Raw genomic sequence first — 26421 nt, 5'->3', positions numbered from 1 at the left:
GCGCCTGCCGCTCTCCACAGCCGCCACCCCGCGCCGACGCAGTCACCTCGGCGCACCGCATCGCGGCTGTGATCGAAAAGTCGCGAATGCAGGGTCGCACCATGCAAACGCGACTTCTCGATTTCCGTTCGGCGACGCCCCCATCGATGTCCCGATCCAGAAGTCGCGAATGCAGGGTCGCACCATGCAAACGCGACTTCTCGATTTCCGTTCGGCGACGCCCCCATCGATGTCCCGATCCAGAAGTCGCGAATGCAGGGTCGCACCATGCAAACGCGACTTCTCGATTTCCGTTCGGCGACGCCCCCATCGATGTCCCGATCCAGAAGTCACGAATGCAGGGTCGCACCATGCAAACGCGACTTCTCGATCTCCATAGGGCGACGCCTTCCATCGCGCACCGGCACCAGAGACGGCCCGGACGAGAATCGGACCCCCGCCGAGTGGCGAGGGTCCGATTCCCGGGGGGATCTTTCGAGGCGTCAGTCGCCCGCGGGGGCCTTGCCCTGGGTCTTCTCGTCGGCGATGTCGCCGGCGCCCTCGGCGGCCTCCTTGCCGCCCTGGCTCTTCTCCTCGGCGGTCTCCAGCCCGTCCTGCGCGTGCTCGCCGGCCGTCTCCTGGCCGTTCTCGGCGTGCTCGGCGGCGTTCTCGAGGCCGGCCTGACGCTTCTCCTCGGCGTTCTCGAGCGCAGCCTCGCGCTTCTCCTCGCCCTTCTGGCGCGCATCCTCGGCGGTCTGCTGGCCGAACTCGCTGTTCTCGAGACCGGTCTCGCTGACGTTGTTGCCCGGGTGCCCGGTGACCTCGTTGAAGACCACCTGCGCGTCCTCGGGCAGCACGCCCGCCGCGCCCGCGGCGCCCGCGCCGCCGACGCCCACGAGCGCTGCCGCGCCCGCTCCGATGGCGATCTTCGCCGCGAGGCCGAGGCCCATGAATCCGCTCAGTGCCACTCTTCTTCTCCGTGTTCCCGGCGTCGACACCCGGTTCGCGGGTGCCGTCGCCGAAGTCGTTGCGTACTGTCCGTCTGCCGAAGGCGTGAGCCTCGCCACTCGTTCGAGGTCGAGGCGGGCCGCCAGCGCAGCCGAGGGCCGCGGTGGCGGCTCGAGCGAGTCACGCCGGAACGCCGCGACGGCATGTGCCACGACCGCGAGGTCGTCGCGGGCTTCGGGTTCCTGCCCGCGCATCACGACCGCAGCGTCGTCGTCGGTGATCCGGTGTGATCTCATCTCACTCCCCGCTATCGATGGATGCCGCTCCAGGGGTACGGCCTCCGGCGAACTTCTTTCGCAACGACTCGAGCGCGCGACGTTGCAGGGCCTTCACGGCGCCCTGACGCTTGCCGAGCACGTCGGCGACCTGGTCGACGGTGAGGTCGCCGATGATGCGCAGGACCATGACGTCGCGCTGGTCGGGCGGCAGCCCGTCGAGGAGAGCCCGCGTCGAGGCATCCGACATCTGGTGCATCGCCGCCTGCTCGGCACTCGGGCTGCGACGCTCGTCGAGTTCGTCGCTCCACTCGACGTGGTGGCCGCGCTTGGACCGTCGCCGCAGTTCGTCGACGAGGCGTCGATAGGCGATGGTGAACACGAACGTGCGGAACGCCGCCGCGTCGCCGTGGAAGCGGTCGAGACTGTCGAAGACGGCGAGGAAGACCTCGCTCGTGAGGTCTTCGGGCTCCTGCGACCCACGGGCGCGGAGGAACGCCACGACCGCGGGCGCGTGGTCGACCCAGAGGTTCGTGCACGCCCATTGCGCACCCGACTGCGCGGCGAGGAGCACCGCCTGGAACGCATCGTCGGGGGCGGCGTCGGAGGGTGCCGAGCGTGACGCCGACCTCCGGCGGGAGGTCGCGCGGGACAGTGCGCTCTCGGGGTCAGCCATGTCGGGGTCAGAGTGTAGGGGATCGCGCGGGCCGTCGGGTGGGATGATCCACAGGCGGCGGCACCTCGGCGCCGCTCGGAGGCACTCCGGTAGGGTGCGAACGGTGACCGGGTTCTGGGTCTTCCTCGTCGGCCTCCTCGCCACCATCGGCGGAGCCGAGCTCCTCGTGCGCGGCGGCACCCGCCTCGCCGCCCGACTCGGCATCTCGCCCATGGTGATCGGCGTCACCGTCGTGTCGCTCGGCACGAGCATCCCCGAACTCGCCATCGGCATCGATGCCGCCCTGCGGGGCAGCGGCTCGCTCGCGCTCGGCAACATCGCCGGCACCAACACCCTGAACCTGCTGCTCATCCTCGGACTCGCGGCCGTGGTGCAACCCCTCACGCTGCGCTCCCAGGTCATCCGCCTGGACCTCCCGATCATGGTCGCGGCCGCGGTCGCGCTGCTGCTCGTCGCCCTCGACGGCGTCGTGACCCGTCTGGACGGCGCCGCCCTCATCGCGCTCGGCCTGCTCTACTCGGTCCTGATCGTGCGGGCCGCGCATCACGAGAGCGTCGCGACGCGGGTCGAGTTCGCGCGAGAGTTCGGCGAGCCCCGCATCCGAGCCGTCTCGGCGAAGGGCCGAACGGTGCGAGACGTCATCTGGCTCGTCGCGGGTATCGGCGTCATCGTCGTCGGTGCCGACTGGCTCGTGAACGGGGCCGTCGACCTCGCTCGCGGCTTCGGCGTCTCGGAGGCGCTCATCGGTCTCACGATCGTCGCGATCGGCACGTCGGCACCCGAACTCGTCACCGCGATCGTCGCGACCATCCGCCGCGAACGCGACATCGCGGTCGGAAACCTGATCGGCAGCAGCGTCTACAACATCGTCTTCATCTTCGGCGTGACGAGCATGGTCGCGTCCGACGGCGTTCGCGTCGAACCGGAGCTCATCGCGATCGACCTCCCCGTCATGGTCGCCGCCACCGTCGCCTGCATCCCCGTCTTCATCACCGGCAGTCGCATGCGGCGCCTGGAGGGCGCGGCGTTCGTCGTCGCGTACGTGGTGTACCTCGGCACCCTCGTCTTCCTCCGCACCTGAGGCCGGCCCGCACCCGGGCACCGGCAGGTCTTACGGAACCGGGACGGATGCCCGCGATCCCCACCCGCACGCCCGGTGCGGACGTAGTCTGTGAGCGTGTCCGCCGCCGCCCCATCGCCGACCGGCAACGAGGACCTCGTGGGCCGACGCGTGCTGCTCGTCGACGACGACCCCACGGTCGCCGAGGTCGCCTCGAGCTACCTGCGCGCCACGGGATTCGTGGTGGAGGAGGCGGGCGACGGCTTCGCCGCGCTGCACGCCGCCGAACGGTTCGCGCCCGACCTCATCGTGCTCGATCGCATGCTGCCCGGCATCGACGGGCTCGAGGTGTTCCGCCGGCTGCGCGAGCGCGTCGCGACCCCGGTGGTCCTGCTCACGGCCCTCGGGTCCGAGGACGACCGCATCGCCGGCCTCGAGGCCGGCGCCGACGACTACCTCGCCAAGCCCTTCTCGCCACGTGAGCTCGTGCTGCGCGTGCAATCGGTGCTGCGTCGTTCGATCGACGAGTTCACCCCCGAGTCCGTGCTCGAGTACGGCGGATTCCGGCTCGACCCGTCGGCGCGCATCGCGACGAGGGACGGTGCCGAGCTGCAGCTGACGGTGCGCGAGTTCGACCTGTTCGAGTTCCTGCTGAAGCATCCGAACCAGGTCTTCAGCCGTGAGGACCTGCTGCGCACGGTGTGGGGCTGGACCTACGGCGACCTCTCGACGGTGACGGTGCACGTGCGCCGGCTGCGGGAGAAGATCGAGCGCGACCCGCGCTCGCCGGCGCTGCTCACGACCGTGTGGGGCGTCGGATACCGGTTCACGATCGGGGGTGCCCAGGATGCCGTGGTCTGATCTCGTGGCGATCGCCGGGATCGCACTCGCCACGACGGCGGTCGTCACCGGGCTCGGCGTGGTGGCGCTGCTCGCGCTGCGACGGGCGTCGGTGGTCGTGCAGGTGTGCGTGCTCGTGCTCGCGGCCATGGTGTCCGTCGTCGCCGGCATGGTGGGCGTCGCGAACCAGATGTACCTCTCCGAGCACGACCTCACCGTCGCGGTGGCGGTCGCCGCGATCTCGGGCGTCGTGTCGCTCGCACTCGTGGCCGTGCTCGGCTGGCTCGTGGCCCGCAACTCCCGCACGCTGTCGCACGCCGCGCGCCGCATCGCCGACGGCGAGCGGCTGGAGTCGGCGGGCCGGTACTCGAACAGCGAGTTGAACGCCCTGGCCGACGAACTCGTCGCGACGAGCGCGAAGCTCGCCGAGTCCCGCGAGCGCGAGCAGCGCATCGCCGCGTCGCGCCGGGAACTGGTCGCGTGGATCTCGCACGACCTTCGCACGCCGCTCGCGGGCATCCGCGCGATGGCCGAGGCCCTCGAGGACGGCATCGCGCCCGACCCGGCCCGTTACCACCGGCAGATGCGCATGCAGGTCGACCAGCTGTCGAGCATGGTCGACGACCTGTTCGAGCTGTCGAAGATCGACTCCGACGCGTTGCACCTCTCGCTGAAGGAGGTGTCGCTCTCCGACGTCGTGAGCGACACGGTGGCGGACCTCCGTCCCGCGTCACGCGGTCGCGACATCCGCATCGAGTCGCCGCTCGCCGAGGACCTCGTGGTCATGGCCGACCCCCGCGAACTCTCGCGGGCGATCGGCAACCTCCTCATGAACGCCATCCAGCACACGCCGCCCGGAACGCCCATCTCGGTGGCGGTCGGGCTCGTCGACGACCGCGCCATGGTGTCGGTCATCGATGAGGGCGGCGGCCTCGACGAGGCCGACCTCGAGCGCGTGTTCGAGCCCGCGTGGCGCGGTTCGAAGGCCCGCACGCCGTCGCTGCACGACGGCGCCTCGGGCGGCGCGGGACTCGGGCTCGCGATCGTCAAGGGCATCATGAGCGCCCATCGCGGCGAGGTCGCGGTGCGCAACGTGCCCGGCGGCTGCCGCTTCGACCTGCTGTTGCCGCGGGATGCGTCGCTCGGCGTCTGACGCCGAGCGCGCGCGATCCCGCGGGACCTTCGACTCGGCGACGGGGCCCCGGGCGGCGTATCGTCACCTGCGCACGACGGAGGGGACGGCATCATGGGCAACCCTGGAGAGCACGGGATCCGCGAACTCGAGGTGCGGATCCCCGATCGCGGCGTCGAATTCGCCGCCACGATGGCGGTGCCGCCCGAGCCCACGGGGTTCGTCGTGTTCGCCCACGGCAGCGGCAGCAGTCGGCACAGCCCACGCAACCGCTTCGTCGCAGAGACGCTGCAGCGGGCGGGCCTCGGCACGCTCCTCGTCGACCTCCTCGCCGTGCAGGAGGAGGCCGATCGGGCGAACGTGTTCGACATCGAACTGCTCGCCGACCGGCTCATCACGGCGGTCCGCTGGCTCGGCGAGCGCCCCGAGGCGGCTGGGCGCCCGATCGGGTTCTTCGGTGCGAGCACGGGTGCCGGGGCCGCCCTCCAGGCGGCCGCCGATCCGATGGTCGACGTCGCCGCCGTGGTGTCTCGCGGCGGTCGCCCCGACCTCGCCGGCCCGAAGCTCGCCGACGTGCGCGCGCCCACCCTGCTCATCGTCGGCGGCGACGACACGACCGTCATCCAGCTGAATCGAATGGCACTCGCCCAGCTGACCTGCCCCGCCGAACTCGAGATCGTGCCGGGCGCCACGCACCTGTTCGAGGAATCCGGCACGCTCGAGCAGGTGGCGGATCTCGCGCGAGACTGGTTCCTGCGGCACCTCGGATCCGCGGCGTGACCAGCCCCGCCGCCGCCGGCCGCGACCCGGCGGGGCTGCACCGCTTCATGTACCTGTGGATCGGCGCGGCGATCCTGACCATCGCGCTGACCTGCTCAGCCGCGCCATCCCGCCCGACGAGCAGCACCCGGTCGAGGACGCGCTGAACGTCAGCGCGGTGCAGCCGGCAGGGTGAGGGATGCGTCGATGCCGCCGCCCGGGCGCGGTTCGAGTCGTGCGGAACCGCCGCTCGCCCGGGCCAGCTGCGCCACGATCGCGAGGCCGAGGCCACTGCCCTCGCCGTCGGGGGAGCCCCTCCAGAAGCGATCGAACGCCCGCTCGCGCTGCTCGGGCGCGAGCCCGGGTCCCTCGTCGAGGACGTGCACGGTCACCCGGTCGGCGGCCTCGACGCGCACGGTGATCGTCGAGCCGGCGGGGCTGACGCCGAGGGCGTTGTCGAGGAAGTTGTCGACCACCTGCTCCACCGCGGTGTCGACCGCCACCGCAGGAGCGCTCGCCGGGCCCTCGTAGCGAATGGCGATGCCCGCCTCCTGCGCGAGCGGGAGCCACTGCTCGACACGCTCCCGCGCGGTCTCCGCCACGTCGTGCACGCCGGTGGCGGCGGACTCGGCCTCCGCGCGGCTCAGGGTCAGCAGTCCGTCGATGAGGGAACCGAGGCGGTCCAGTTCGGCATCGGCGGCCGCGAGTCGCTCGGCCGCGGCATCCGGATGGGAGTCGATCAGCTCGCGTGCGCCGTCGAGCCGAAGCCGCAGGGCCGTGAGCGGCGTTCGCAGCTGGTGGGAGGCATCCGACGCGAACGACCGCTGCAGTTCGATGAGCGTCGCGAGCCGCTCGGCCATCACGTTGAACGAATGCGCGAGCGATCGCACCTCGGGCACGCCGGCGCTCTCGTCGGCACGGGCGGCGAGGTCGCCCCGCGCGAGCTGCTCCGTCGCCGCCTGGAGCAGTCGCAGCCGCCGGGTCACGCCCGAGGCGAAGACGAATGCGACCAGCCCCGCCAGCAGCACCGTGGTGGCGGCGACCGCGGCGAGGCCCCAGACCTGCCGCGCCGCGGCATCCGTCACGACCTGGGCCGGATAGCTGAGGCGCACGGCGCCGAGCACGCCCTCGCCGCTCTGCACGGGCACCGCGACGTAGAGCAGGCTCACCTGCAGCGTCTCGGAGAACCGCTCCCCGCTCGCGATCCGGCCGTCGAGGGCGGCCTCCAGCTCGGGCCGGGACGCGTAGGACACGCCGACCCGCGATTGGTCGGCGTCGCTCGTGGCCACGACGACGCCGTCGGCGTCGACGACCACGACGCGGGCGCCGCTCTGGGCGCTGTACTCCGCCGTGAGCTCGCCCGCCGTCGGATCGGTCGCCGCCGTTCCCGCCTCGAGCTGGTCTTCGAGCCTGGCGGCGAGGACGAAGGCGTCGCGCTCCAGGGTCGTCACCAGTCGTTCCTGCTCCACCTCCGCGAGGTAGAACGCGAACGGCACGTTCTGCACGGCCAGCACGAGCAGCGTGAACCCCATCATGGCGAGCACGAGACGCAGCCTCACGGTGACATGCCTCCGCCGCGCCCGTTCACCCCGGCTCCCCGAATCGGAAGCCGACTCCGCGGACCGCCTCGATCCACCCGGCGTCGCCGAGCTTCTTGCGGATCGCCGCCACGTGCGCGTCGAGGGTCTTGGTGGTGCCGTACCAGCTGGTGCCCCACACGTCGCGGAGGATGTCGCTGCGGCGCATCACGGCACCGGGGTCGCCGGTCAGGTACTCGAGCAGCTCGAACTCCTTCGCCGTGAGGTGCACGGGCTCATCGTCGAGGCTCACCCTGCGACTGCGCACGTCGAGGGTGAGCGGTCCGAAGGTCCGCGACGTCGCGCTCGGCGTCGCCGATTCCGCTTGCGCGACGCGCCGCGTGACGGCGCGGATGCGCGCGGCGAGCTCGCGGAAGCCGAACGGCTTCACGAGGTAGTCGTCGGCGCCCATCTCGAGCGCCAGCACGCGGTCGAACTCGTCGCCCCGGGCGCTCACGACGATGACGGGCAGCGTGGAGGTGGCGCAGATGCGGCGGCACACCTCGACGCCGTCGAGGTCGGGCAGGCCGAGATCGAGCAGCACCAGGTCGGCGTCGCCGCCCTCGACCGCCTCGAGTCCCGCCGTGCCGGTCGCCGCGTGGGCGGCGTCGAATCCCGCCTGGCGCAGGGCGTCGAGGATCCCCGCCGCGATCGCGGCGTCGTCTTCGATCAGGAGCACCCGCATGCCACCATTCTGGGTGCGAGACGCACCACCCGGCCTGATGCCGCGGAAATTGGACGAACCTTGGATGTCCCCGGGGCCGCCGCTCACCGTCCCGTCCGTAGCGTTGAAGCCATGAAGACCGCATTCATCACCACCCTCTCCGTGCTGGGTGTCGTCGGCGCCGCCTCGGCTGCGATGGCCGCGAACGCCCAGACGCTCGGCGTGCTCGACCCGCAGAGCGGCACCAGTTCGAGCGTCGTCAGCCTCACCGGCGACGAGGCACCGCTCGGCGCGGTGCCCACCCCCACCGCCCCGCCCGCCTCGACGGCACCCGCGACCGGCTTCCCGGTCGACGGCAGCACGGGTGGCTCCTCGTCCTACGACGACGAATACGACGACGACGAGTACGAGGAGCACGACGAGTACGACGACGAGTATGAGGACGAGTCCCACGATGACGAGGACGACCACGGCTACGAGGACGACGACGACTGATCGACGACACCCCGCCCGTGTCGCACGGGTGGCCGTGGTGACGATCTCGGGGGCGGCCTTCGGCGGCATGCTCGCCGGATTCGTCCTGATCCCGGCGCCGGCCGCCCCCGCGGCGCCCGAGCTCGAGCAGGCGCCTTCGACGCTGCCGGCGCCCGCGCCCGCAGCCCCGGCGCCGGCCGCGCCGGCGGCCGTTCCCGCACCGGCACCCGACGTCGCGCCGAGCGCACCCGTCGACGCCACGACCGGCGGTTCCGGAGGTTGACATGCCCACGTCGATCGCACAGGACGCCGTGCTCGCCGCGGTCACCGCGGGCGGTGGCCGGCCCGCCGTCGCAACCGCGCGCGCACGCCGGATGGGCAACCGCTTCACGATGACGGTGGTCGGGGCCGGGGCCGACGAGGCACGGAAGGCGCTCTCGCTCGCCCGCAGGCTCGACCGGCTCTGGAGTCGGTTCCGCGCCGACAGCGACATCACCGCCCTGAACCTCGCCGAGGGCGCCGCGCGGCGGGTGCATCCCCTCACCGTGCGCCTCGTCCGCGAGATGCTCGACGCGTACCACCGCACCGACGGCGACTTCGACCCCACCCTGCTGCCGGCACTCGTCGCGGCCGGGTACGCGGCCTCGCGCGTGGATCCCGAGCTGACGACGTCGCTGCCCCCGTCGGCGGTGGCGCCGGGGCGCGTCGACTCGGTGCGCGTCGACGGCGAGCGCATCACCCTCGGACGTGGAACCACGCTCGACCCCGGCGGCATCGGCAAGGGGCTCGCCGCCGACCTCGCGGTCGAGCAGGCACTCGCCGGTGGAGCGCTCGGGGCGATGGCGGAGTTCGGCGGCGACGTGGTCGTCGGCGGCGTCGCGCCCGACGGCGTGGCCTGGCGCATCGGCGTGGAGGACCCGTTCGACCCCGCCCGGCATCTCGCGACCATCCGCCTCGCGCGCGGCGCCGTCGCCACCTCGAGCCAGCGCAAGCTGCGCTGGGCCGCCGCCGACGGCACCGACACCCACCACCTGCTCGATCCCCGGGGCATCCGGAGCATCTCGACCGACGTGCAGACCGTCACCGTCATCGCGGCGACCGGGGCGCGCGCCGAGTCGCTCACCAAGCCCGGTTTCCTGCGCCCGATCGACGAATACCTCGCGTGGTTGCCGAGCCAGGGCGCGGCCGGCCTCGCGGTCACGGCCGACGGCGCCGAGCACGTCTCGGAGAACTGGAGCCGGTACCGGTGACCGACCCGCAGTTCTGGTGGTACGTCTCGCGGGCGAGCGCGATCGTGGCGTGGTCGCTTCTCACCGCGACCGTGCTCTGGGGCGTGCTGCTGTCGACCCGCGTACTCCGCGCCGCCGACAACCCGGCGTGGCTGAAGGATCTGCACCGCTACCTGAGCGGCACGGCCATCGTGATGACGCTCGTGCACGTCGGGTCCCTGCTGCTCGACCCCTATCTGCGCGACGAGACGGGCTTCGGTCCGGTCGCAGCGCTCGTGCCGTTCGCGTCCGAGTTCCGACCACTCCCCCTCGCGCTCGGCATCGTCGCGCTCTACCTCATGGCGGCCGTCGCCCTCTCGTCACTGATGATGCGCGTGATTCCGCGACGGGCGTGGAAGGCCATGCACTTCGCGAGCTACGCGGTCGTGGCGCTGGTCGCGTTCCACGCCGCGTTCGCCGGGTCGGACACGGGCACGTGGTGGTACATCATGGTGTCGACCGCGCTCATCGTGGCCACCATGCTCGCGGTGGTGGTTCGGCAGGTCGTGGGCTCGGTCGCCGCGCAACGGCAGCGGGCGGCGGAGCGGGCACGTCAGGTGCCGCAGCGGAACGAGCGGCTCCGCGTCGTCGTCGCGGAGCGGTTGCCGCTCGCCGAGGGCGTCCTGGGCCTGCGTCTCGCGCCCGAGGACGGTGGGCCGGTGCCGGTCTGGGCGCCCGGCTCGCACCTCACCCTGCACCTCCCGAACGGCCTCGAGCGGCAGTACTCCCTCTGCGGCGACCCGGCCGACCGCCGCAGCTTCGACATCGCGGTGCAGCTCTCGGAACGTTCGGCGGGCGGGAGCCGGTTCGTCCACGAGTCGCTGCGCGTCGGCGAGGCCATCGAGGTCGGACCGCCGCGCAATCACTTCGAGCTCGAGCCCGCTCGGGACTACCTCTTCATCGCCGGCGGGATCGGCATCACGGCGCTCACGTCGATGATCGCGTCGCTCCCGGCATCCCGTCACTGGTCGCTCGTCTATCTCGGCCGATCGCGTCGGTCCATGCCGTTCGTGAACCTGCTGGAATCCCGGTACCCCGGTCGCGTCAGGGTGCACGCCGCCGACGAGCAGGCCGGACGCTATCCGGCGGCCGCCGAGGCCGCGCTCAGCAGCGCTCAGGTGTACGCCTGCGGGCCCGCCGGGCTGATGGACGAGCTCACCGCGGCCGTGCCCGCCGAACGGCTGCACATCGAACGGTTCGTGCCGGCCGACCGCGCGGCCGGCATCGTGGTGCAGCCGGTGCACGTCCAGATGCCGGGGGTCGGGTCGTTCCAGGTCCCCGCCGACCGCAGCATCCTCGACGTGCTCGAGGATGCCGGGGCGCCCGTCACCGGGTCGTGCCGCAAGGGCGTGTGCGGCACCTGCGAACTCCGCGTGCTCGGCGGCACGCCGCTGCACCTGGACTCGGTGACCGACGACGCCGCGAAGGACGCGGCAGGGGTGATGTACCCGTGCGTCTCCCGGGCGCTGAGCCCCGAGCTGTCGCTGGACCTCTAGGAGCCGCGGGCGCCGACGCAGGGCAGGTCGGGGCGGTGAGCACACCGGTCAGTCGGCGCGGAGCACCGTCAGGACGAATGTGTCCGGATCCGGACAGGCTTCGTGCAGTGCGGCATCCATTTCCGGTTCCCGGAATCGTGGGTCGTCGCCGACTGACGGGAACCAGACGTATCCCGGCCACGTCTCGACCCAGATGTCGCGCCCGGGCGGCTCGGGGACCTCGATGCCATTGGCCTCCAGGCAGGGGGCGTAGAAGTCGGTCAGGTAGTCGTAGATCCACCCCAGCTCGGCGCTGTTCGGGCCCGGATTCGTGATCTTCGTCGGATGCGCGGTGTCGCAGGCATACGCTGCGATCACGTCGGCTTCGCCGTCACCCGACCAGCCGATGGAATCGGGCGGGCCGTCGGTGTTCCCGAACGTTCTGCCCTCCTCGACGTGCAGGCCGGCCGCCTGATAGCAGGCGCGCAGCACCTCGATACGGTTCTCGTCGGTGACGTAGCCGGCGAAGGCCACGTCGGGTCGGACCGCGTCCGGGTACGCCGACAGCACCCCCTGCCAGCGCCGGTCGGCGTCCTCGAGTCGCTTCGCCTCCGACTGAGCTTCCGTCAGCGGCGGATCAGACTCCGGGTAGGGCGCCAGATCGGGCATCTCGATGCTCACCACGGCCGATGTCGGCTCGGTGGGTGTGGCCGTGGGCCCCGCATCCGGCGACGGCGCGGCGCACCCGGCCAGCACGATGACAGATGCCACCGGAAGGGCGAGAGACCAGCGTGCGGCCGTGGCAGACCGTCGAGCGAGGAGGCGAGTCACACGGTCGATACTTCCGGATACGTGTCTCCGGTTCAAGCGCCCGAACGGCTCCGGAGACACCCCGCCGGGATGATCGCGCGGAGCCGGTTCGCTCTGTCTCCACACGGCGCAACTCCGATTGCCCCGCGCGGCGCCGTGGTGCCCGTTCGAGTCGACGGGCACCACGGTCGCATCTCCTAGCCGGCGAGCATCTCCTCCATGCGCTCGATCTCGGCCGTCTGGCTCTCGACGATCGCCTCGGCGAGTGCCCGCACCTCGTCGTTGCCCGAGTCCCGGATCATCCGGGTCATCTCGATGGCGCCCTCGTGGTGCTCGATCATGCCCTCGAGGTAGAGCCGATCGAACTCGGAACCCGTGGCGTTCTCGAGCGCCTCCATGTCCTCCTCGCCGAGCATGCCGCCCATGCCCATGCCCATGTCGGACGGTGAGTGACCCATCGACGTGCCCGCCCCGACGGCGTCGAGCCAGTCCTCCATCTGCTCGATCTCGGGCGCCTGCGCATCGCGGATCTGCTGGGCGAGTTCGACCACGTCGGGGTCGGTCGACCGTTCGAGCGCGAGGTCGGACATGTCGACGGCCTGCTGGTGATGGGGGATCATCATCTGCGCGAACATGATGTCGCTGGGGCTGAACTCATCGGAGTCCGAGTACCCGCCGCCCATGGGGCCCTGGCCCGGGCCGTGGTCGCCGATTCCCCGGTCGCCGGCATCCCCCGGGTCGCCGAGGTTGATCGTGCAGCCCGTCAGGGCGAGGGCTGCGGCGAGCGCGAGCGCGGCCGTGACGGCAGCGCGGTTCCTGCGTGTGAACATGCTGGTGCTTCCTTGCGTCGGTTGAAGAGTGTCTCGGTGACGGTCGGCGAACGAGCGGATGCCCCGCCCGCGCGCACGAGGCCCATCACGTCCTCGAGATCCCCAAACGGTGCAGGTCGACGTCGGTCCATGACCGGGCGCACGGGTCGCGCCGGTTCGCGGCGGCAGGGCCCCGTCTCGGTGGGATGCCTCGGGCCGGCAGCATCCGGCACCGTCGCACGAGCACGGCCAGCCACAGCAGGCCCAGGCCCGCGAAGACCACGATGACGACGACGACCCCGGCCGCATCGAGCAGTTCGGTGGCGGGCATGGCGCTCGCGAGCGGCTCCTGCGCGGTCTGCGCGGTCGCGCCGGTCGCCGCGATCAGGTCGACGGCTCCGGCGGCGCGATCGCCGTGATCCGTCGTCGACGACACCGTCATCACCGTGCCGTCGGCCATGACGTGCGTCGCCGAGGCGGCCTCGGCGGGGGCGATGCAGATGGCGTGGAAGAGGGGCGCCAGGGCGACCATGAGCGCCACCACGACCCACGCGACGGTCGTGGGCATCCGCATCGGCAGGCCCATGGAATCAGGATCCGTCAGGAGTCTCGGTGCGGGCTGGGAATCGGCTCCCCGGCGGCGCGCCGGAACACGAGCGCGAGCAGCACCCCGGCGGCGATGAGCGTCAGCCAGACGATGCTGATGACGAGGATCTCGAAGTCGTCGCCGCGGTCGATGCCCTGCAGCGCCGAGATCGTCACGAGCGAGATGACCGACGCCGCGAAGCTCGCGAGGAGGAGCCAGCGAACGGCCCGCTCGAGTCCGGTCGGGCGCGCGAAGACGGGCGCGAGGCAGAGGAAGGTCACCGCCATCAGCAGGTATCCCAGCTCCTCGAGCGCGATGAACACCCCGTTCGGGTTGTACTGCGTGAGCATCGCCCACCCGTCGAGCTGCTCCTTCTCGAGGCTCGGCTGCAGCACGGTGACCTGCACGTAGTAGTCGATGAGCAGCACCGCGGCGGCCACCACGGCGACTCCGAAGGCGAGTCGGCTGAAGACCCGCCGCCCCGGCGGCGCGAGTTCGTGGACCGCGGCAACGAGGGCGACGACGAGCAGCATGAGCACCATCGCCGGGTACATCCAGACGTAGTCGCCCGGCCACTGGTCGGCGACGACCTCGTCCGTGAACGGGTACGGCACCACGTCGGGCAGGGCGGTGAGCGCCAGCGCGAACGTCACGACGGTGATGACGGATGTCGCGATCGCGACCCAGAACCCGAAGCGCGCCATCCCGCGCCGTTGGTCTGCTCCCATGGTTCCGAGGCTACGCTCGGTGGCGCAGAACGGGGAAGCCGTGGCCGACATCGACCACGGCTCCCCGTTCAGGCTTCGAACCGCTCAGGCCCGGCGCTGGAACGCGTCCAGGTGGTTCTCCGATCCGGCGAGCAGCCGCTCGAGCACGCTCACCACATCGGCCTCGTCCTCGGCGGCGATGGCGACGCTGAGGTCGGCGATGTCCTTCTCCTCGATCAGGATGCCGACCTGGATCGCCTCGTCGAGACTCGTCGAGCCGCGCGCGATCAGGTCGTCGTAGAGCGCCTGCAGGTCGGGATCGGTGAACACGCCGACCTCGGTCGAGCGCGGGTCGGCGATGCCGCGGTCCGCGAGCAGGGGCGCGACGAGCTCCTGGTGCGTGGTCTCGCTCTCCACGATGTTCGTGAAGATGTTCGACCCCCACAGGTCGCCGAGGGTGACGTACACGTCGTGGGCCAGCTTCTCCTCCTCGATGAGGAAGAGCAGCGCCGTCGTGGTGTCGTAGGCGGGCGCGGCCGCGGGCTCGGGCGTGGCGACCGCCTCGTCGGTCGACGGCGCCTCGGCGGGGGTGGTCGCGACCGCCGTCGGCGCGGCATCCGGCGCCCCGGTCGGGGCGTTCGCCAGTGCGACGGCGACGCCGACGCCGGCGAGCACCACGGCGCCCGCGACGATGCTCGTGGTGATGATGGTCTGCTTCTTCATGACCGTGCCTTTCTCATTCGCACCGGCGTGAGTCGCCGGTCACTGGCGCACCGAATGGCGCTCGCCGCGCTTCGGCGGCACATAGGTGCAGGTGTCCCCCGCGCAGAGCTGCGGCTTCTCCCTGCTGAACAGGCGCTGCAACTCGCAACCCACGCAGATGCCGAAGGCGCTCTCGATGAAGAGCAGGCCCAGGCAGATGCTGCACATCGCGAGCTGGATCTCGGCGGCGACGCCGAGGAATCCCATCGCGGTGCACGAGACGAACGCCAGCACCAGACCGATGATCCAGGCGAGCTTCTTCTGCTGCGCGCCGACCCATTCGGGGCGCTGGCGCCGCACGATGAGCGACCCGATGACGAGGCTCGGCGTGTACCTGGTGCCGACGAACAGCCGCATCGACATGTCGAGCAGGAACGTCATGCCGAACGCCCGCAGCAGCTGCAGGTCCCCGGTCAGCGCGCCGGTCATGACGGCGATGATCCCGAACAGGAACAGCAGCCCGGCGGATGCCCGGACCGCACGTTCGTTCACGACCGGGATGTCGATGCCATCCACGTATTCGCCGATGACGGGGACGTCAGTGTCGGGCGTCGCCGGCCTCGCCACGGGTCGTCACCTCACTTCGAGAAGAGGCGCGAGAAGAAGCCGGGCTCCTTCGCGTGCCCTTCGCACCGCTGGCTGCGCGGCACGCCGCGCATGACCTGGTCGACGTGCTGGCCGCAGCCGGCCCACGTCGTCTTTCCGCACTTCCGACAGGTGACGGCACTGCACATGGATGGTTCTCCTCAGTTCGGGTTCGGGTTCGGGTTCGGGTCGTCGACGGCGCTCAGCGCTCGTCGTGGGTGCCGTCGCACCACTCCTCGGCGGGGACGTACTGCTTGACGCTGTCGACGTGCTGGCCGCAACCGGCCCAGGTCGTCTTTCCGCAGGTGCACGAAACGGGGCTGCACATGGTTGGTTCTCCTCTGTGTGTGGTGGGTGGGTGTGATGGGTGGATACGTTCTAGGTGACGAGCACCGGAATCGCGGATCGCGCCCGCGTGCCGGCGCTCCAGGTCAGGTAGCCGCCGTCGAGGTTGACGGCCTCGCGGCCGAGCTGCGCGAGCAGTCGCACGGCGGTGTGACCGCGTTGGCCGACCTCGCAATGCACGACGAGGCGCCCGTCGGGCAGCTCGCCATGGCGCGACCGGATCTCGTCGAGCGGGACGTTGATCGAGCCGGGGATCGCGCCATCGGCGACCTCCTCGCGCGTGCGTACGTCGACCACCGTCGCGCCCGCGTCGACCTCGGCCTCGAGCTCGTGCCACTGGATGGAGGGCGTGAGACCCTCGGCCGCATTGAGGGCGACGTAGCCGAGCATGTTGACCGGGTCCTTCGCCGACGAGTACTGCGGCGCGTACGCCAGCTCCAGGTCGGCGAGTTCCGAGGCGGTGATGCCGCCCGTCATGGCCGTGGCGATCACGTCGATGCGCTTGTCGACCCCGTCGCCGCCGACGCCCTGGGCGCCGAGGATCCGGTCGCTCGCGGCATCGACGACGAGCTTGAGCGACATCGACTCCGCACCGGGGTAGTAGCCGGTGTGCGAGGCGGGGTGGGTGTGGATGACGCGGATGTCGCGGCCGGAGCGGCGCAGCAGCTTCTCGTTCCAGCCGGTCGCCGCGATGGTGAGGCCCATCACGCCGACGACGGCGGTGCCGAGCGCGTCGCGCACGTGGATCGTCCGGCCCGTGATCGCGTCGGCGACGAGGCGGCCGTGGCGGTTGGCGAGTCCGGCGAGCGCGACGAGGCGCTGCTCGCCCGAGACCGCGTCGGTCTTCTCGACCGCGTCGCCGATGGCGAAGATGTGCGGGTCGCTCGTACGGAGCCGGTCGTCGACCCGGATGCCGCCGCGCTCGCCGATCTCGAGGCCGGCGGCCGCGGCGAGGGCCGTCTCGGGTCGTACGCCGATCGAGGCGAGCACGAACTCGGCGGGCACCTCGGACCCGTCGGAGAGGATCGCCGTGTCGGCGCCGAGCTCGGTGACCTGCGTGCCCAGGCGGATGTCGACGCCGGCGGCGCGGAGGCGGTCGGCGACGGGTCCGGCCATCTCGGGGTCGAGCGGCGGCAGCACCTGGTCGCCGAGCTCGACGAGCGTCACGGCGAGACCGTGGTGCACGAGGTTCTCGACCATCTCGAGGCCGATGAAGCCGGCGCCGATGACCAGCGCGCTCTCGGGGGCGACGGCGAGTTCGGCCATCGCGGCGTCGACGTCGTCGATGTCGCGCAGGGTGAGCATGCGCTCCCCGCCGGGGAGGGGCGGTCGCACGGGCGTGGCGCCGGGCGAGAGCACGAGGGCGTCGTAGGCCTCGTCGGTCTCCTCGCCCGTGACCAGGTCGCGAACGCGCACGGTCTTGGCCTCGCGATCGATCGAGACGGCCTCGGTGCGCACGCGCACGTCGAGGTTGAAACGGCTGTGCAGCGACTCGGGGGTCTGCAGGAGCAGGCTCTCGCGCTCCTCGATGACGCCGCCGAGGTAGTAGGGGAGTCCGCAGTTCGCGAACGAGACATGCCCACCGCGCTCGACCACCGTGATGGTGGCGTCCTCGTCGAGTCGCCGCAGTCGCGTGGCGGCGGACATGCCGCCGGCGACTCCGCCGATGATGAGGTAGCGCGTGGTCATGGCACCATCGTACGGATACCCCCGGGGTATTGTCAAAATACCCTCAGGGTATGCGCAGGAAGCGCGTCAGCTCGTGCGGACGTTGCCCATCATGCCGAGATCCTCGTGGTCGAGGATGTGGCAGTGGAACACCGTCTTGCCGGTGATCCCCTCGAATGCGATGCGCACGACCGTGCGGCTCCGGGCCGGCACCGGCACCACGTCGCGCCAGTCGGTGCCGCTCACGGGCTGACCGGCGACCTCGATCACCTGCATGGGCCAGACATGCAGGTGGAAGGGGTGGTCCATCGGACTCGCGTTGACGATCGTCCACTCCTCGAGCGCACCGGCGGCGACCTCGGCGTCGATGCGGTCGAGGTCCCACTCTCGGCCGTCGATGGTGAAGCTCATCCCGCCGCCACCGCGCCCCGGTCCCATCGCGAGCGTGATCGTGCGCGATCCGGTCATCTGCTCGGTGCGCAGGTCGCGCGTGGTCGGCAGCGGCACCGCGAGGTTCGGCGCCGTCGCCGCCGCCCCCGCCACGGTCATGGTGAGCAGGTCGGCACCGGTCGTCGCGCTCGAGGGCCGGCCCAGCATGCCCATCCCACCTCTGTCGAAGGGCAGCGTCTGCAGCACGCTCGTGCCCTCCACGGCGGTCACCATGACGTCGGCGCGATTGCCGGGCAAGAGCTCGATCTGATCGACGTCGGCGGGCTCGGCGTAGCGCCCGGCATCGACGCCGAGCAGTTGCATCCGCTGCCCGTCGAGGCGCAGCCGCAGGTAGCGCGAGCTGCACGCGTTGACGATGCGCCATCGCTCCCGCTCCCCCGGCTTCGCCAGGAGGGTCGCACCGACCTGCCCGTTGACCATCACGATGTCGCCCTCACGGCCCAGCATCCGTTCGGGAGCGGATGCCAGATGCACGTCGTCGCCGTCGAAAGCGATGTCGGAGACGATGAGCAGCCGCTCGCGAGTCGCCTCGACGGGTTCGTCGTCCTCGACGATGATCGCTCCGTAGAGTCCGCGGAACAGCTGCTCCGCGGAGTTGCCGTGGTGATGCGGGTGGTACCAGAACACCCCGGGCGGATGGTCGTCGCCCAACTCGTACTCGTAGTCGAATCCGGCGCCGGGCTCGATCATGACGAACACGTTGTCGCTGTTGCCCTCGGGCGAGACCACGAGTCCGTGCGTGTGCAGGTTCGTCGGCGCGTCCAGCTCACTGCGGAAGGCGAGTGCGATCCGGTCGCCCGGGCGGACCCGGAGCGTGGGGCCGGGCAGGCTGCCGTTGAAGGTCAGCGCCCGCACCTGCCGGCCGGCGACCACGACCTCGGTCAGGGCCGCGGTGAGGGTCAGCTCGAGCCGTCCGCCGGAGCTCTGCAGCACCGCGGGTTCGACGAGCGTGCCGGTGTCCGCATCGGGGGCGGGAGGCGTTCCGGTCGGCGACGGTCCCGGCGTCGGGGTCGCCTGCGGTTCGGGCTCTCCCCGCTGCGCCTCGCTCCACAGGATGAGCCCGCCGCCGGCGAGGGCTGCGGCAGCGACGCCGCCGAGGATCAGGACATTCCGGCGGGTGACGGGTTCCACGGGACGCCCCGGTCAGCTGACGAGGGTCCGGAACAGTTCGTAGACCATGAACGCCGGCCAGAAGATGCCCTGGAAGAACGCCCAGATGAACTCCCAGAAGGCGTCGGCCCGCTGGAAGAAGAAGACCCAGGCACCGATGATGCCGAGTCCGTAGATCGCACCGCCGCCTGCGAAGCATCCGGCGTTCGAGTTCCTGTCGGCCATGAGCCCACCTCCGCTGTCAGGGTACGCACCCGGGCCGCGCCCCGGTCGGGACCTTCGGCCCCCGCTACTCGTCGTCGTCGCGGTCCCACTTGGTGCCGCCCAGGTCGCCGCGAAGCGTGCCCGTGACGTCGTCGACCGCGGCGCCGACCGTGGGCGCGAACCGCTCGGGCGGGAACCGGTCGGCCAGCCCGTACGCCCGCAGCACGTCGACGACCGGGTCCTTCATCTCGGCGAGCACCAGCGTGACGTCATGCGAGCGGAGGTAGTCGTCGAGCTCGACGAGTTCGTCGATGGCGGTCGTGTCGATGTCGGTGATCGGCTCCGCGGCCAGGATCACGGTGTGGATGCCGGGACCGGCCGCCTGGACCCTGGAACGCACGAAATCCTCGAAGATGCCGCCGTTGGCGAAGAACAGCGGCGCGTCGAACCGCAGGATCAGCACGCCGGGGATCCGCTCGCCCTCGGGGTACCGCGAGAGGTCGTGGTAGCCGCGCAGGCCCTTCACCCGGCCGAGTTCGGCACGGTACGGCCGCCAGGACTGGTTCACGAAGGCCAGCAGCGACAGCGCGATCGTGACCGCGATCCCCTCGAGCACCCCGAACACGAAGACGCCCACGAACGCCGCCGCCGACAGGGCGGCATCGACGCGGTCCATGCGGACCAGCCGGAGGAAGCCCCTCACGTCGACGAGCCGGGCGGCGGCCATCACCACGACCGCGGCGAGCGTCGCCGACGGCAGGAGATCGGTCAGCCCCGGGGTGAGCAGCATGAACAGCACGATGAGCAGGGCGCCGACCACGCCGGTCAGCTGCGACTTCGAGCCGGCCTGCTCGGCGACCGGGGTCCGCGACGAGGACGCCGAGATCGGGAACCCGCCGAACAGGCCGCCCGCGATGTTCGCAGCGCCGATGGCGGCCATCTCGCGGCTGCCGCTCACGGTCTCGCCGCGGCGTGCCGCGAGCGTGCGCGAGAGCACGGCGGTATCGGTGAAGGCGACGAGCGCGATGCCCGCCGCGGGCAGCGCGAGGGCCGCGACATCCGCCCACTGCAGCCCCCCGAGGGCCGGGGCGGGCAGGCCCTGCGGGAGCGCCCCGACGACCGGGAGCTCGTCGGACAGTCCGAACAGGGCGGTCACGAGCATCGCGCCGACGACGGCCACGAGCACTCCGGGCACCCGCGACTTCAGCAGGGTGGACGCCAGGATCACGGCGAGCGAGCCCAACCCGAACGCGAGCGGGAGCGGCCGCACCTCGCCGTCGGCGATGCCGGCCGCGATCGCGAGCACCTCGCCCGACGGCGAATCGGCGTCGGTGGAGAAGCCGAGCAGCGTCGGCACCTGCGAGATGATCACGATGAGCGCGACCGCGTTGAGGTAGCCGACGCGGATCGGCTTCGACAGCAGGTCGGTCACGAATCCCAGGCGGAGGATGCCTCCGAGGAGGAGGATGCCGCCGACCATGAGCGCGAGCAGGCCGGCGAGCGCCACGGCGCGCTCGTCGTCGCCGAGCGCGAGCGGAAGGATCGCCGCCGCGATGATCGGCGCGAGTGCGGAGTCGGGTCCGAGCACGAGGATGCGGCTCGGACCGAACACCGCGTACGCCAGCAGCGGCACGATGGTCGCGTACAGGCCGGTCTCGGGTGGCAGGCCCGCGACCTGCGCGTACCCCATCCCGGCGGGGATGAGCAGCGCCGTGACCACGACGCCGGCCCGCAGGTCGGGCCAGAGCCACGCCCGCCGGTAGTGCAGCGCCGTGTCGACGCCGGGCGGCAGCCACCGCCCCATCCCCTTCGCGGCCATCTCGACTCCTCGCGCTCCATCATCGCGGATGGAGGAGTCGGCGCGCAGGCCGAAGGCGATGGGGCGTCGGATGCGACGCCGTGGCGGTTACGCGGTCGCGGCGGCGTCCTGGGCGTCGAGGCTCTTGCGCACCTCGTCCATGTCGAGGCCCTTCACCGCGGTGATGAGCTGCTCGAACTGCGCGGCGCCGAGCGCACCGGGCTGCGAGAAGACGAGGATCTGGTCGCGGAAGGCCATCAGCGTCGGGATCGAGGTGATGTTCGCGGCCGCGGCGAGCTGCTGCTCGACCTCGGTGTCGACCTTGCCGAACACGATGTCGGGGTACTGCTGGGACGCAGCCTCGAAGACGGGCGCGAACATGCGACACGGACCGCACCACGCGGCCCAGAAGTCCACGAAGACGATGTCGTTCTCGGCGATCGTCTTGCCGAAGGACTCGACGGTCAGGTTGGTGGTAGCCATTGGTTCCCTCTGAGTGAGATTCGGTGGGCCGGAGGTCGGCCCTCGTAGTAGTATAAGCAATACCCCCGGGGTATTTATTCCAGAGAAGGGACACCGAAGGTGCCCGAGACGCACGAGACGCCCAGCACGGATGCCGCCGCATGGGACGCGCGCTACCGCAGCGCCGCCGAAGCGGGCGGGCGCGAGTGGGCGGCCGAGCCGCACGGAGAGCTCCGACGGGTCGCCGGCGCCCTCGCTCCGGGGCGCGCCCTCGACCTCGCCTGCGGGGACGGGCGCAATGCCGCCTGGCTCGCTCGCCGCGGCTGGTCGGTGACGGCCGTCGACTTCTCAGCAGAGGCGCTCGAACTCGCGCGCTCGCACGCCCCGGAGGGCATCGACTGGGTGCAGGCGGATGTCACGGGCTGGCAGCCCGACGGCGACTACGACCTGATCACCATCACGTACCTCCAGCTCCCCGCGCCGGCAATGCGGTCGGTGCTCGCCCGCGCCTCGACGTGGCTGGCACCCGGAGGCACGCTCATCGTGATCAGCCACGACATCGAGAACCTCGCCGCGGGCGCTCCCGGCCCGAAGAATCCCGCCGTGCTGCACACCCCGGAGCTGCTCCGCGAGGCGGTCGAGGGCCTTCACATCATCACGGCGGAGCGTTTCCGGCGTGACACCGTCACCGATCCCGAGCATCCGGGCGACCATGCCACCGAGGCGATCGACACGCTGCTCATCGCGATCTGCTAGGTTCCGAACAACGGGACCCCATTCGAAAGAGGGAACCAATCATGGCTCGCATCGTCATCCTCGGCGCCGGAGTCGCCGGCCACACCGCGGCCCTGCACGCCAAGCGCAAGCTGGGCGCCGATCACGAAGTGGTCGTCGTCTCGCCGAACTCCAAGTGGAACTGGATTCCATCGAACATCTGGGTCGGCGTCGGCAGGATGCCGGCGGAGAAGGTCGTCTTCCCCCTCGCGCCGATCTACCGCCGGAAGCACATCGAGTTCCACCAAGCCCTCGCCACCGCGATCCGGCCCGACGGCGACGCGGAGGATGCGCGCGGCGCGGTCGACATCCGGTACACCGACCCGAAGCGGAGCGGACAGACGGCGCGGCTCCGCTACGACTACCTCATCAACGCGACCGGCCCGAAGCTGCGCTTCGAGGCGACCCCCGGCCTGGGGCCCGACGGCGGCCACACCGCCTCCGTCTGCACCCCGGGGCATGCGGTCGACGCCGCCGCCCAGTTGGACGACGTCATCGCACGACTGCGGGCGGGACAGCGACAGACGGTCGTCGTGGGCATCGGACACGGCACCTGCACGTGCGAAGGAGCCGCGTTCGAGTACGCCCTCAACGTGGACCACGAACTCCGCGAGGCCGGCGTGCGCGACCGTGCCGAGGTGGTCTACCTGAGCAACGAGCCGGAACTGGGCGACTTCGGCGTGGGTGGCATGGTCTTCGAGGAGAAGGGCCGTCGCGTCACGAGCTCGGAGTGGATGGAGTCGTTGTTCCACGAGCGTGACGTCCGCGCCATCACGCACGCGGCCCCCACCGAGATCACCGACCGCGTCATCCACTACGACTCGGTCGCCGACGGCCCGGGAAGCATCGAGTACGACTTCGCGATGCTCCTTCCGCCGTTCGGCGGGGTCGGACTCGAGGCCTACGACCGCGACGGCAACGACATCACGTCGGAGTTGTTCGCGCCGAGCGGGTTCATGCTGGTCGACGCCGACTACGGGGACAAGCCCTTCGATGAATGGCGTGCGGCCGACTGGCCGCGCACGTATCGGAGTCCGCGCAACCCGAACATCTTCGGCGTCGGCATCGCGTTCGCCCCGCCGCACGCGATCACCCGGCCGGCACGCACCGCAGCCGGCGTCGTCGTGGCACCCGCACCTCCGCGCACGGGCATGCCGTCGGGCATGATGGGGAAGATCGCCGCGTTCACCATCGTCGACCTGATCCGGCAGGGCGGCGACGCGCGCCCGCACGAGGCCCCCATGCCCGAACTCGCCGCCGCGTGCATCGCCTCGACCGGTGCCCACATGCTGCGCGGCTCCGCCGCGACGATGACGATGTCGCCGGTCGTGCCCGACTACCAGCGGTACCCCGACACCGCGGGCCGTGACATCGCCGAGACCCGCGGCGAGATCGGCCTCGCCGGACACTGGCTGAAGCGGATGCTGCACACCGCGTTCATCTACAAGGCCAAGGCCCTGCCGTTCTGGTACCTGATCCCGGAATGATCGACGCGAACTCCCGAGGAGAGACCATGTCAACCATCGACGAGCGCATCCAGGCCGCGCCGCTTCCCAGCGAACGCGAGCGCCGCCGGCGCAACAATCCGATCATCCAGTTCGTTCGGTTCGTCGCACTCTCGTGGGGCATCTTCCGGCTCGCCCACAAGCACGACTGAGTGCACCACGGCGTCACCCGGGCGCCCGCTCCGCTCAGCCCAGTTGCTTCGACAGCACGCCGAGCCCGTCGAGATCGAGCAGCACGATCCGGCCTCGCGCCTGGCGGATCAGTCCGCGAGACGCGAGGTCGGCCATCGCCTTGCTCGTCGACTCGCGGGTCGCGCCGAGCAGGCCGGCGAGCTGGTCGTGGGTGAGGCGGATGATCACATGGCCCGCACGCGATCGGCGCTGCGACGCGGCGAGCCGCACGAGGGTGCCCGCGACCCGGGCCAGCAGCGGGCGCAGGGCGAGGTCGGTCAGCCGCTCCTCGAGTCGCACCACCTGCTCGCCGAGCAGGCGGGAGATGCGGATCGCGATCCTCGGGTCGGAGAGCAGGTGGCGCTCCACCTCCTGCACGCTCAGCTGGCAGATCGCGGCGTCCTCGATCGCCTCGGCGTAGTTGTCGTACATCCGCTGCCCAACGAGGAGCATCTCGCCGAAGACCGCGCCCGGCTCCAGGATCGCCATCGTGAGCGCCTTGCCCTCCTCGGTGACCCGGAAGATGCGCACGCGCCCGGCCTTCAGGATGAACAGCGCCGTCACGGGCTGGGATTGACTGAAGATCAGCTCGCCGTTGCGGAAGCTCCTCGCGGGCGCCATCCGGTCGAAGGCGGCGATCTCCGCCGCGGTGAGGTCGGCGAACAGGTCCACCTCGCTGAGGCAGCTGAACGGCTCCCCGCCTGAGGGCTTCAAGGGGTTCGCCTCCCGCCGCTCGGGTGCCCAGGGGCGCCGCTCCGCGACCGGTGCCGACGTCACATCCATGGCGCACTGCTCGATCATCGCCGCCGCACGAGGGTCGCGACGGCGACGACACCCAGAATGCCACCGTAGAGCACGTGGCCCATCAGCGACGGCAACGTCGTGGCGTCGAACGTGAACGGCGGCATCCCGAACATCATGGGCATCGCGACCAGCGGCCCGAGGACCCACCAGATCGCCCCGTAGGCCATTCCGACGAGGAGGCCCCGCACGTACGTCGTGAGGAGGAGGTTGCCGAACAGCACGGTGAGCCCGAGACCGATCATGATCGAGATCATGAGGTGCACGGCGAAGCCGACGAACGGCGAGTCGGAGCCCACCATGCCGGCGATCATCGGCAGCGTCCCCATCATCGCCATGAGCATGCCGAAGACGATGCCGCCGGCGACACCGCCGATCGCGCCCGCCGCCACCCGGCGTCCGAAGGCGGCCGTGGTCCCTGCCGTGGCGGTGCGCCCGTGGGTCGTGCTGCTGGTCGTGGTGCTCATCGTCGTGCCCTTTCTCGAAACGGTCGGTGCACCGACGGTACGACTCGTCGACGGCCGACGTCTGCGATCCAGCTCACACAGCGGGCAACTGCCAATCGGTGAGCTCTCGCGTCGCGGACTCGAGGGCGCTCGCCGGGGTGAGCCGAAGGAGCGCGTCCCGCACGGGGACCGCCGCCCGCCCCCTCAGGTGCGCGATCCGGCCGATGTTGCGCGAGCGCCGCGCGATGGCCTGCGACCGGGGCCTGCGCAGTCGGTCGTACTCGGCGAGTGCGGCGGCGGGGACCCCGGCTGCATCCGCTCCGGCGAGCAGGACGCTCAGGGTCACCGCGTCCTCGAGACCCTGCCCGCCGCCCTGCCCCAGGTTCGGCGTCATCGCGTGCGCGGCGTCGCCGACGAGCACCACCCGCCCGCGAACGTACGAGCGCAGCGGACGTCGCAGTTCGTCGATGTCGTGGCGGATGACCCGTTCCGGCGGAGTCGCCGCCAGCAGCGCGGGGATCGGCTCGTGCCAGTTCGAGAACCGGCGGTCGACCTCGGCCGCCTCGTCGGGGTAGACCGTGCCGGCCGGAAGGCTCGCCACGCCGAACCAGTACGCACGCCCATCCGCGAGGGGAACGTAGCCGAAGCGCTCCCGGTACCCCCAGCTCTCACCCACGCGACCCGCCATGTCGACGGTCGTCTCGGTGACGCCGCGCCAGGCGGAGTAGCCGGAGTAGCGAAGCCCGGGGTCGTCGGGCATCGACGACCGCACGATGCTGCGGATCCCGTCGGCCCCGACGACGAGGTCGGCGGCGATCGCCTCGACCGGGTCAGGACGGGCGTCCGCGCCGCGATCGGACGCCCGGATCACGACCCCGCCGTCGTCGATCCCGACGACCTCGTGACCGAGCTGGAACTCCGCGCCCGACGCGGCCTCGAACAGGACGGCGTGCAGGGCCGAACGGTGCACCACGCCGTAGTCGGGCGCGATCGGGATCGGCATGATCATGCGTCCGGACGGAGTCCGCTGCCCGCCCTGCCAGCTCGGATCGACGTCCATCCGAAGTCGATCACCGACGCCGAGGTGGTCGAGCGCCCGGTATCCGTTCGCGACGAGGGCGATGCCGGCCCCGACGGGCTCCAGCCTTCCGGCACGTTCGACCACGGTCACCTCGTGCCCCGACCGACTCAGACCCGCGGCGGCAGCGAGGCCGGCGATGCCGGCTCCGACGATGACGATTCGCATGATGTTGCTCCCTTCGATAGATACGTTACCGTATCTATCGAAACATGGCACCACT

The 26421-nt window shown here is 71.1% G+C and carries 32 protein-coding genes; 12 read left to right on the top strand and 20 right to left on the bottom strand.

What is annotated here, in order from left to right:
- Positions 1-482 precede the first annotated feature (482 nt).
- Both EZM51_RS14285 and EZM51_RS14280 read right to left on the bottom strand, forming a co-directional pair.
- The gene (locus tag EZM51_RS14285; RefSeq protein ID WP_136708978.1) at positions 483-1223 is read right to left on the bottom strand and encodes a hypothetical protein; all 741 of its coding nucleotides are present in this window, start codon (positions 1221-1223) and stop codon (positions 483-485) included.
- A gap of 1 nt (position 1224) precedes the next feature.
- Positions 1225-1878: a sigma-70 family RNA polymerase sigma factor gene (locus EZM51_RS14280; protein ID WP_169053919.1), complete on the bottom strand. Its 654-nt coding sequence runs from the start codon at positions 1876-1878 to the stop codon at positions 1225-1227.
- A gap of 103 nt (positions 1879-1981) precedes the next feature.
- Between EZM51_RS14280 and EZM51_RS14275 the strand changes: the two genes are divergently transcribed.
- The 5 genes from EZM51_RS14275 to EZM51_RS20605 all read left to right on the top strand — a co-directional run bounded on the left by EZM51_RS14275 (position 1982) and on the right by EZM51_RS20605 (position 5836).
- Positions 1982-2959 (top strand): calcium/sodium antiporter, encoded by a 978-nt coding sequence (locus tag EZM51_RS14275; RefSeq protein ID WP_248305668.1) that lies wholly within the window; start codon positions 1982-1984, stop codon positions 2957-2959.
- Between the two features lie 96 nt (positions 2960-3055).
- Entirely contained in the window at positions 3056-3799 is a 744-nt protein-coding gene (locus tag EZM51_RS14270; RefSeq protein ID WP_136708975.1) for a response regulator transcription factor, read from the top strand.
- Positions 3786-4931 (top strand): HAMP domain-containing sensor histidine kinase, encoded by a 1146-nt coding sequence (locus EZM51_RS14265; RefSeq protein WP_136708974.1) that lies wholly within the window; start codon positions 3786-3788, stop codon positions 4929-4931. The genes EZM51_RS14270 and EZM51_RS14265 overlap by 14 nt, the downstream gene beginning before the upstream one ends.
- Before the next feature lie 93 nt (positions 4932-5024).
- Entirely contained in the window at positions 5025-5690 is a 666-nt protein-coding gene (locus EZM51_RS14260; protein ID WP_136708973.1) for a dienelactone hydrolase family protein, read from the top strand.
- The gene (locus EZM51_RS20605) at positions 5687-5836 is read left to right on the top strand and encodes a hypothetical protein (RefSeq protein WP_169053918.1); all 150 of its coding nucleotides are present in this window, start codon (positions 5687-5689) and stop codon (positions 5834-5836) included. The genes EZM51_RS14260 and EZM51_RS20605 overlap by 4 nt, the downstream gene beginning before the upstream one ends.
- Positions 5837-5839: 3 nt before the next feature.
- Here the strand turns inward: EZM51_RS20605 and EZM51_RS14255 are convergent, their stop codons facing one another.
- Positions 5840-7228, bottom strand: coding sequence for a HAMP domain-containing sensor histidine kinase (locus EZM51_RS14255; RefSeq protein WP_248305667.1), 1389 nt, complete (start codon positions 7226-7228; stop codon positions 5840-5842).
- A gap of 25 nt (positions 7229-7253) precedes the next feature.
- Positions 7254-7931, bottom strand: a complete 678-nt coding sequence (locus tag EZM51_RS14250; RefSeq protein WP_136708972.1) for a response regulator transcription factor — start codon at positions 7929-7931, stop codon at positions 7254-7256.
- 111 nt (positions 7932-8042) lie between these two features.
- Here EZM51_RS14250 and EZM51_RS14245 point away from each other — a divergent pair, with 111 nt between their 5' ends.
- The 4 genes from EZM51_RS14245 to EZM51_RS14230 are packed head-to-tail and all read left to right on the top strand — an operon-like array spanning position 8043 to position 11148.
- Positions 8043-8405, top strand: a complete 363-nt coding sequence (locus tag EZM51_RS14245; protein WP_136708971.1) for a hypothetical protein — start codon at positions 8043-8045, stop codon at positions 8403-8405.
- 37 nt (positions 8406-8442) lie between these two features.
- Positions 8443-8667, top strand: a complete 225-nt coding sequence (locus EZM51_RS20860) for a hypothetical protein (protein ID WP_211195921.1) — start codon at positions 8443-8445, stop codon at positions 8665-8667.
- Between the two features lies 1 nt (position 8668).
- On the top strand, positions 8669-9634 hold the full coding sequence (locus EZM51_RS14235; RefSeq protein WP_136708970.1) for an FAD:protein FMN transferase: 966 nt from the start codon (positions 8669-8671) through the stop codon (positions 9632-9634).
- Positions 9631-11148: a 2Fe-2S iron-sulfur cluster-binding protein gene (locus tag EZM51_RS14230; RefSeq protein WP_136708969.1), complete on the top strand. Its 1518-nt coding sequence runs from the start codon at positions 9631-9633 to the stop codon at positions 11146-11148. Before EZM51_RS14235 ends, EZM51_RS14230 begins: the two co-directional genes overlap by 4 nt.
- 48 nt (positions 11149-11196) lie before the next feature.
- Here EZM51_RS14230 and EZM51_RS14225 read toward each other — a convergent pair whose 3' ends face one another.
- From EZM51_RS14225 to trxA, 13 genes are all read right to left on the bottom strand, one after another.
- Positions 11197-11898: a hypothetical protein gene (locus EZM51_RS14225; RefSeq protein ID WP_136708968.1), complete on the bottom strand. Its 702-nt coding sequence runs from the start codon at positions 11896-11898 to the stop codon at positions 11197-11199.
- A gap of 236 nt (positions 11899-12134) precedes the next feature.
- Positions 12135-12767, bottom strand: coding sequence for a DUF305 domain-containing protein (locus EZM51_RS14220; protein ID WP_136708967.1), 633 nt, complete (start codon positions 12765-12767; stop codon positions 12135-12137).
- 85 nt (positions 12768-12852) lie between these two features.
- Entirely contained in the window at positions 12853-13332 is a 480-nt protein-coding gene (locus EZM51_RS14215; RefSeq protein ID WP_136708966.1) for a hypothetical protein, read from the bottom strand.
- 14 nt (positions 13333-13346) lie between these two features.
- A complete protein-coding gene (locus tag EZM51_RS14210; protein WP_136708965.1) occupies positions 13347-14060 on the bottom strand; it encodes a hypothetical protein in 714 nt (237 codons plus the stop codon).
- Positions 14061-14144: 84 nt separating this feature from the next.
- On the bottom strand, positions 14145-14762 hold the full coding sequence (locus EZM51_RS14205; protein ID WP_136708964.1) for a DUF2202 domain-containing protein: 618 nt from the start codon (positions 14760-14762) through the stop codon (positions 14145-14147).
- Positions 14763-14801: 39 nt separating this feature from the next.
- Complete coding sequence (locus EZM51_RS14200; protein WP_248305666.1) at positions 14802-15368, bottom strand: DUF4395 domain-containing protein; 567 nt, start codon at positions 15366-15368, stop codon at positions 14802-14804.
- An 11-nt stretch (positions 15369-15379) separates the two neighbouring features.
- Positions 15380-15535, bottom strand: coding sequence for a hypothetical protein (locus EZM51_RS14195; protein WP_136708963.1), 156 nt, complete (start codon positions 15533-15535; stop codon positions 15380-15382).
- Between the two features lie 53 nt (positions 15536-15588).
- Entirely contained in the window at positions 15589-15714 is a 126-nt protein-coding gene (locus EZM51_RS21240; protein WP_282568146.1) for a hypothetical protein, read from the bottom strand.
- 50 nt (positions 15715-15764) lie between these two features.
- Positions 15765-17420: an FAD-dependent oxidoreductase gene (locus EZM51_RS14190; protein WP_136708962.1), complete on the bottom strand. Its 1656-nt coding sequence runs from the start codon at positions 17418-17420 to the stop codon at positions 15765-15767.
- A 66-nt stretch (positions 17421-17486) separates the two neighbouring features.
- On the bottom strand, positions 17487-18980 hold the full coding sequence (locus EZM51_RS14185; protein ID WP_136708961.1) for a multicopper oxidase family protein: 1494 nt from the start codon (positions 18978-18980) through the stop codon (positions 17487-17489).
- A 12-nt stretch (positions 18981-18992) separates the two neighbouring features.
- Entirely contained in the window at positions 18993-19184 is a 192-nt protein-coding gene (locus tag EZM51_RS14180; protein ID WP_136708960.1) for a hypothetical protein, read from the bottom strand.
- Positions 19185-19248: 64 nt separating this feature from the next.
- On the bottom strand, positions 19249-20982 hold the full coding sequence (locus EZM51_RS14175) for a SulP family inorganic anion transporter (RefSeq protein WP_136708959.1): 1734 nt from the start codon (positions 20980-20982) through the stop codon (positions 19249-19251).
- An 87-nt stretch (positions 20983-21069) separates the two neighbouring features.
- The gene (gene trxA, locus EZM51_RS14170) at positions 21070-21444 is read right to left on the bottom strand and encodes a thioredoxin (protein ID WP_136708958.1); all 375 of its coding nucleotides are present in this window, start codon (positions 21442-21444) and stop codon (positions 21070-21072) included.
- 99 nt (positions 21445-21543) lie between these two features.
- Between trxA and EZM51_RS14165 the strand changes: the two genes are divergently transcribed.
- From EZM51_RS14165 to EZM51_RS20600, 3 genes are read left to right on the top strand one after another with little or no spacing between them, the layout of a single operon-like run.
- Complete coding sequence (locus EZM51_RS14165) at positions 21544-22179, top strand: class I SAM-dependent methyltransferase (protein WP_169053917.1); 636 nt, start codon at positions 21544-21546, stop codon at positions 22177-22179.
- A 41-nt stretch (positions 22180-22220) separates the two neighbouring features.
- Positions 22221-23684, top strand: a complete 1464-nt coding sequence (locus EZM51_RS14160; RefSeq protein ID WP_136708956.1) for an FAD/NAD(P)-binding oxidoreductase — start codon at positions 22221-22223, stop codon at positions 23682-23684.
- A 26-nt stretch (positions 23685-23710) separates the two neighbouring features.
- Positions 23711-23854, top strand: a complete 144-nt coding sequence (locus EZM51_RS20600) for a hypothetical protein (protein ID WP_169053916.1) — start codon at positions 23711-23713, stop codon at positions 23852-23854.
- Positions 23855-23888: 34 nt separating this feature from the next.
- Here the strand turns inward: EZM51_RS20600 and EZM51_RS14155 are convergent, their stop codons facing one another.
- From EZM51_RS14155 to EZM51_RS14145, 3 genes are all read right to left on the bottom strand, one after another.
- Complete coding sequence (locus EZM51_RS14155; protein WP_136708955.1) at positions 23889-24656, bottom strand: Crp/Fnr family transcriptional regulator; 768 nt, start codon at positions 24654-24656, stop codon at positions 23889-23891.
- Between the two features lie 14 nt (positions 24657-24670).
- Positions 24671-25141 carry a hypothetical protein gene (locus tag EZM51_RS14150; protein WP_248305665.1) on the bottom strand — a complete coding sequence of 157 codons (471 nt, stop codon included), beginning with the start codon at positions 25139-25141 and terminating at the stop codon, positions 24671-24673.
- A 73-nt stretch (positions 25142-25214) separates the two neighbouring features.
- On the bottom strand, positions 25215-26366 hold the full coding sequence (locus tag EZM51_RS14145) for an FAD-dependent oxidoreductase (RefSeq protein WP_136708954.1): 1152 nt from the start codon (positions 26364-26366) through the stop codon (positions 25215-25217).
- Positions 26367-26421: the final 55 nt, after the last annotated feature.

The sequence above is a fragment of the Agromyces sp. H66 genome (assembly GCF_004959775.1).
Taxonomy (GTDB): Bacteria; Actinomycetota; Actinomycetes; order Actinomycetales; family Microbacteriaceae; genus Agromyces.
The sequence above is the reverse complement of the archived record's forward strand: the minus strand, read 5'-3'. Positions and strand labels throughout refer to the sequence as shown.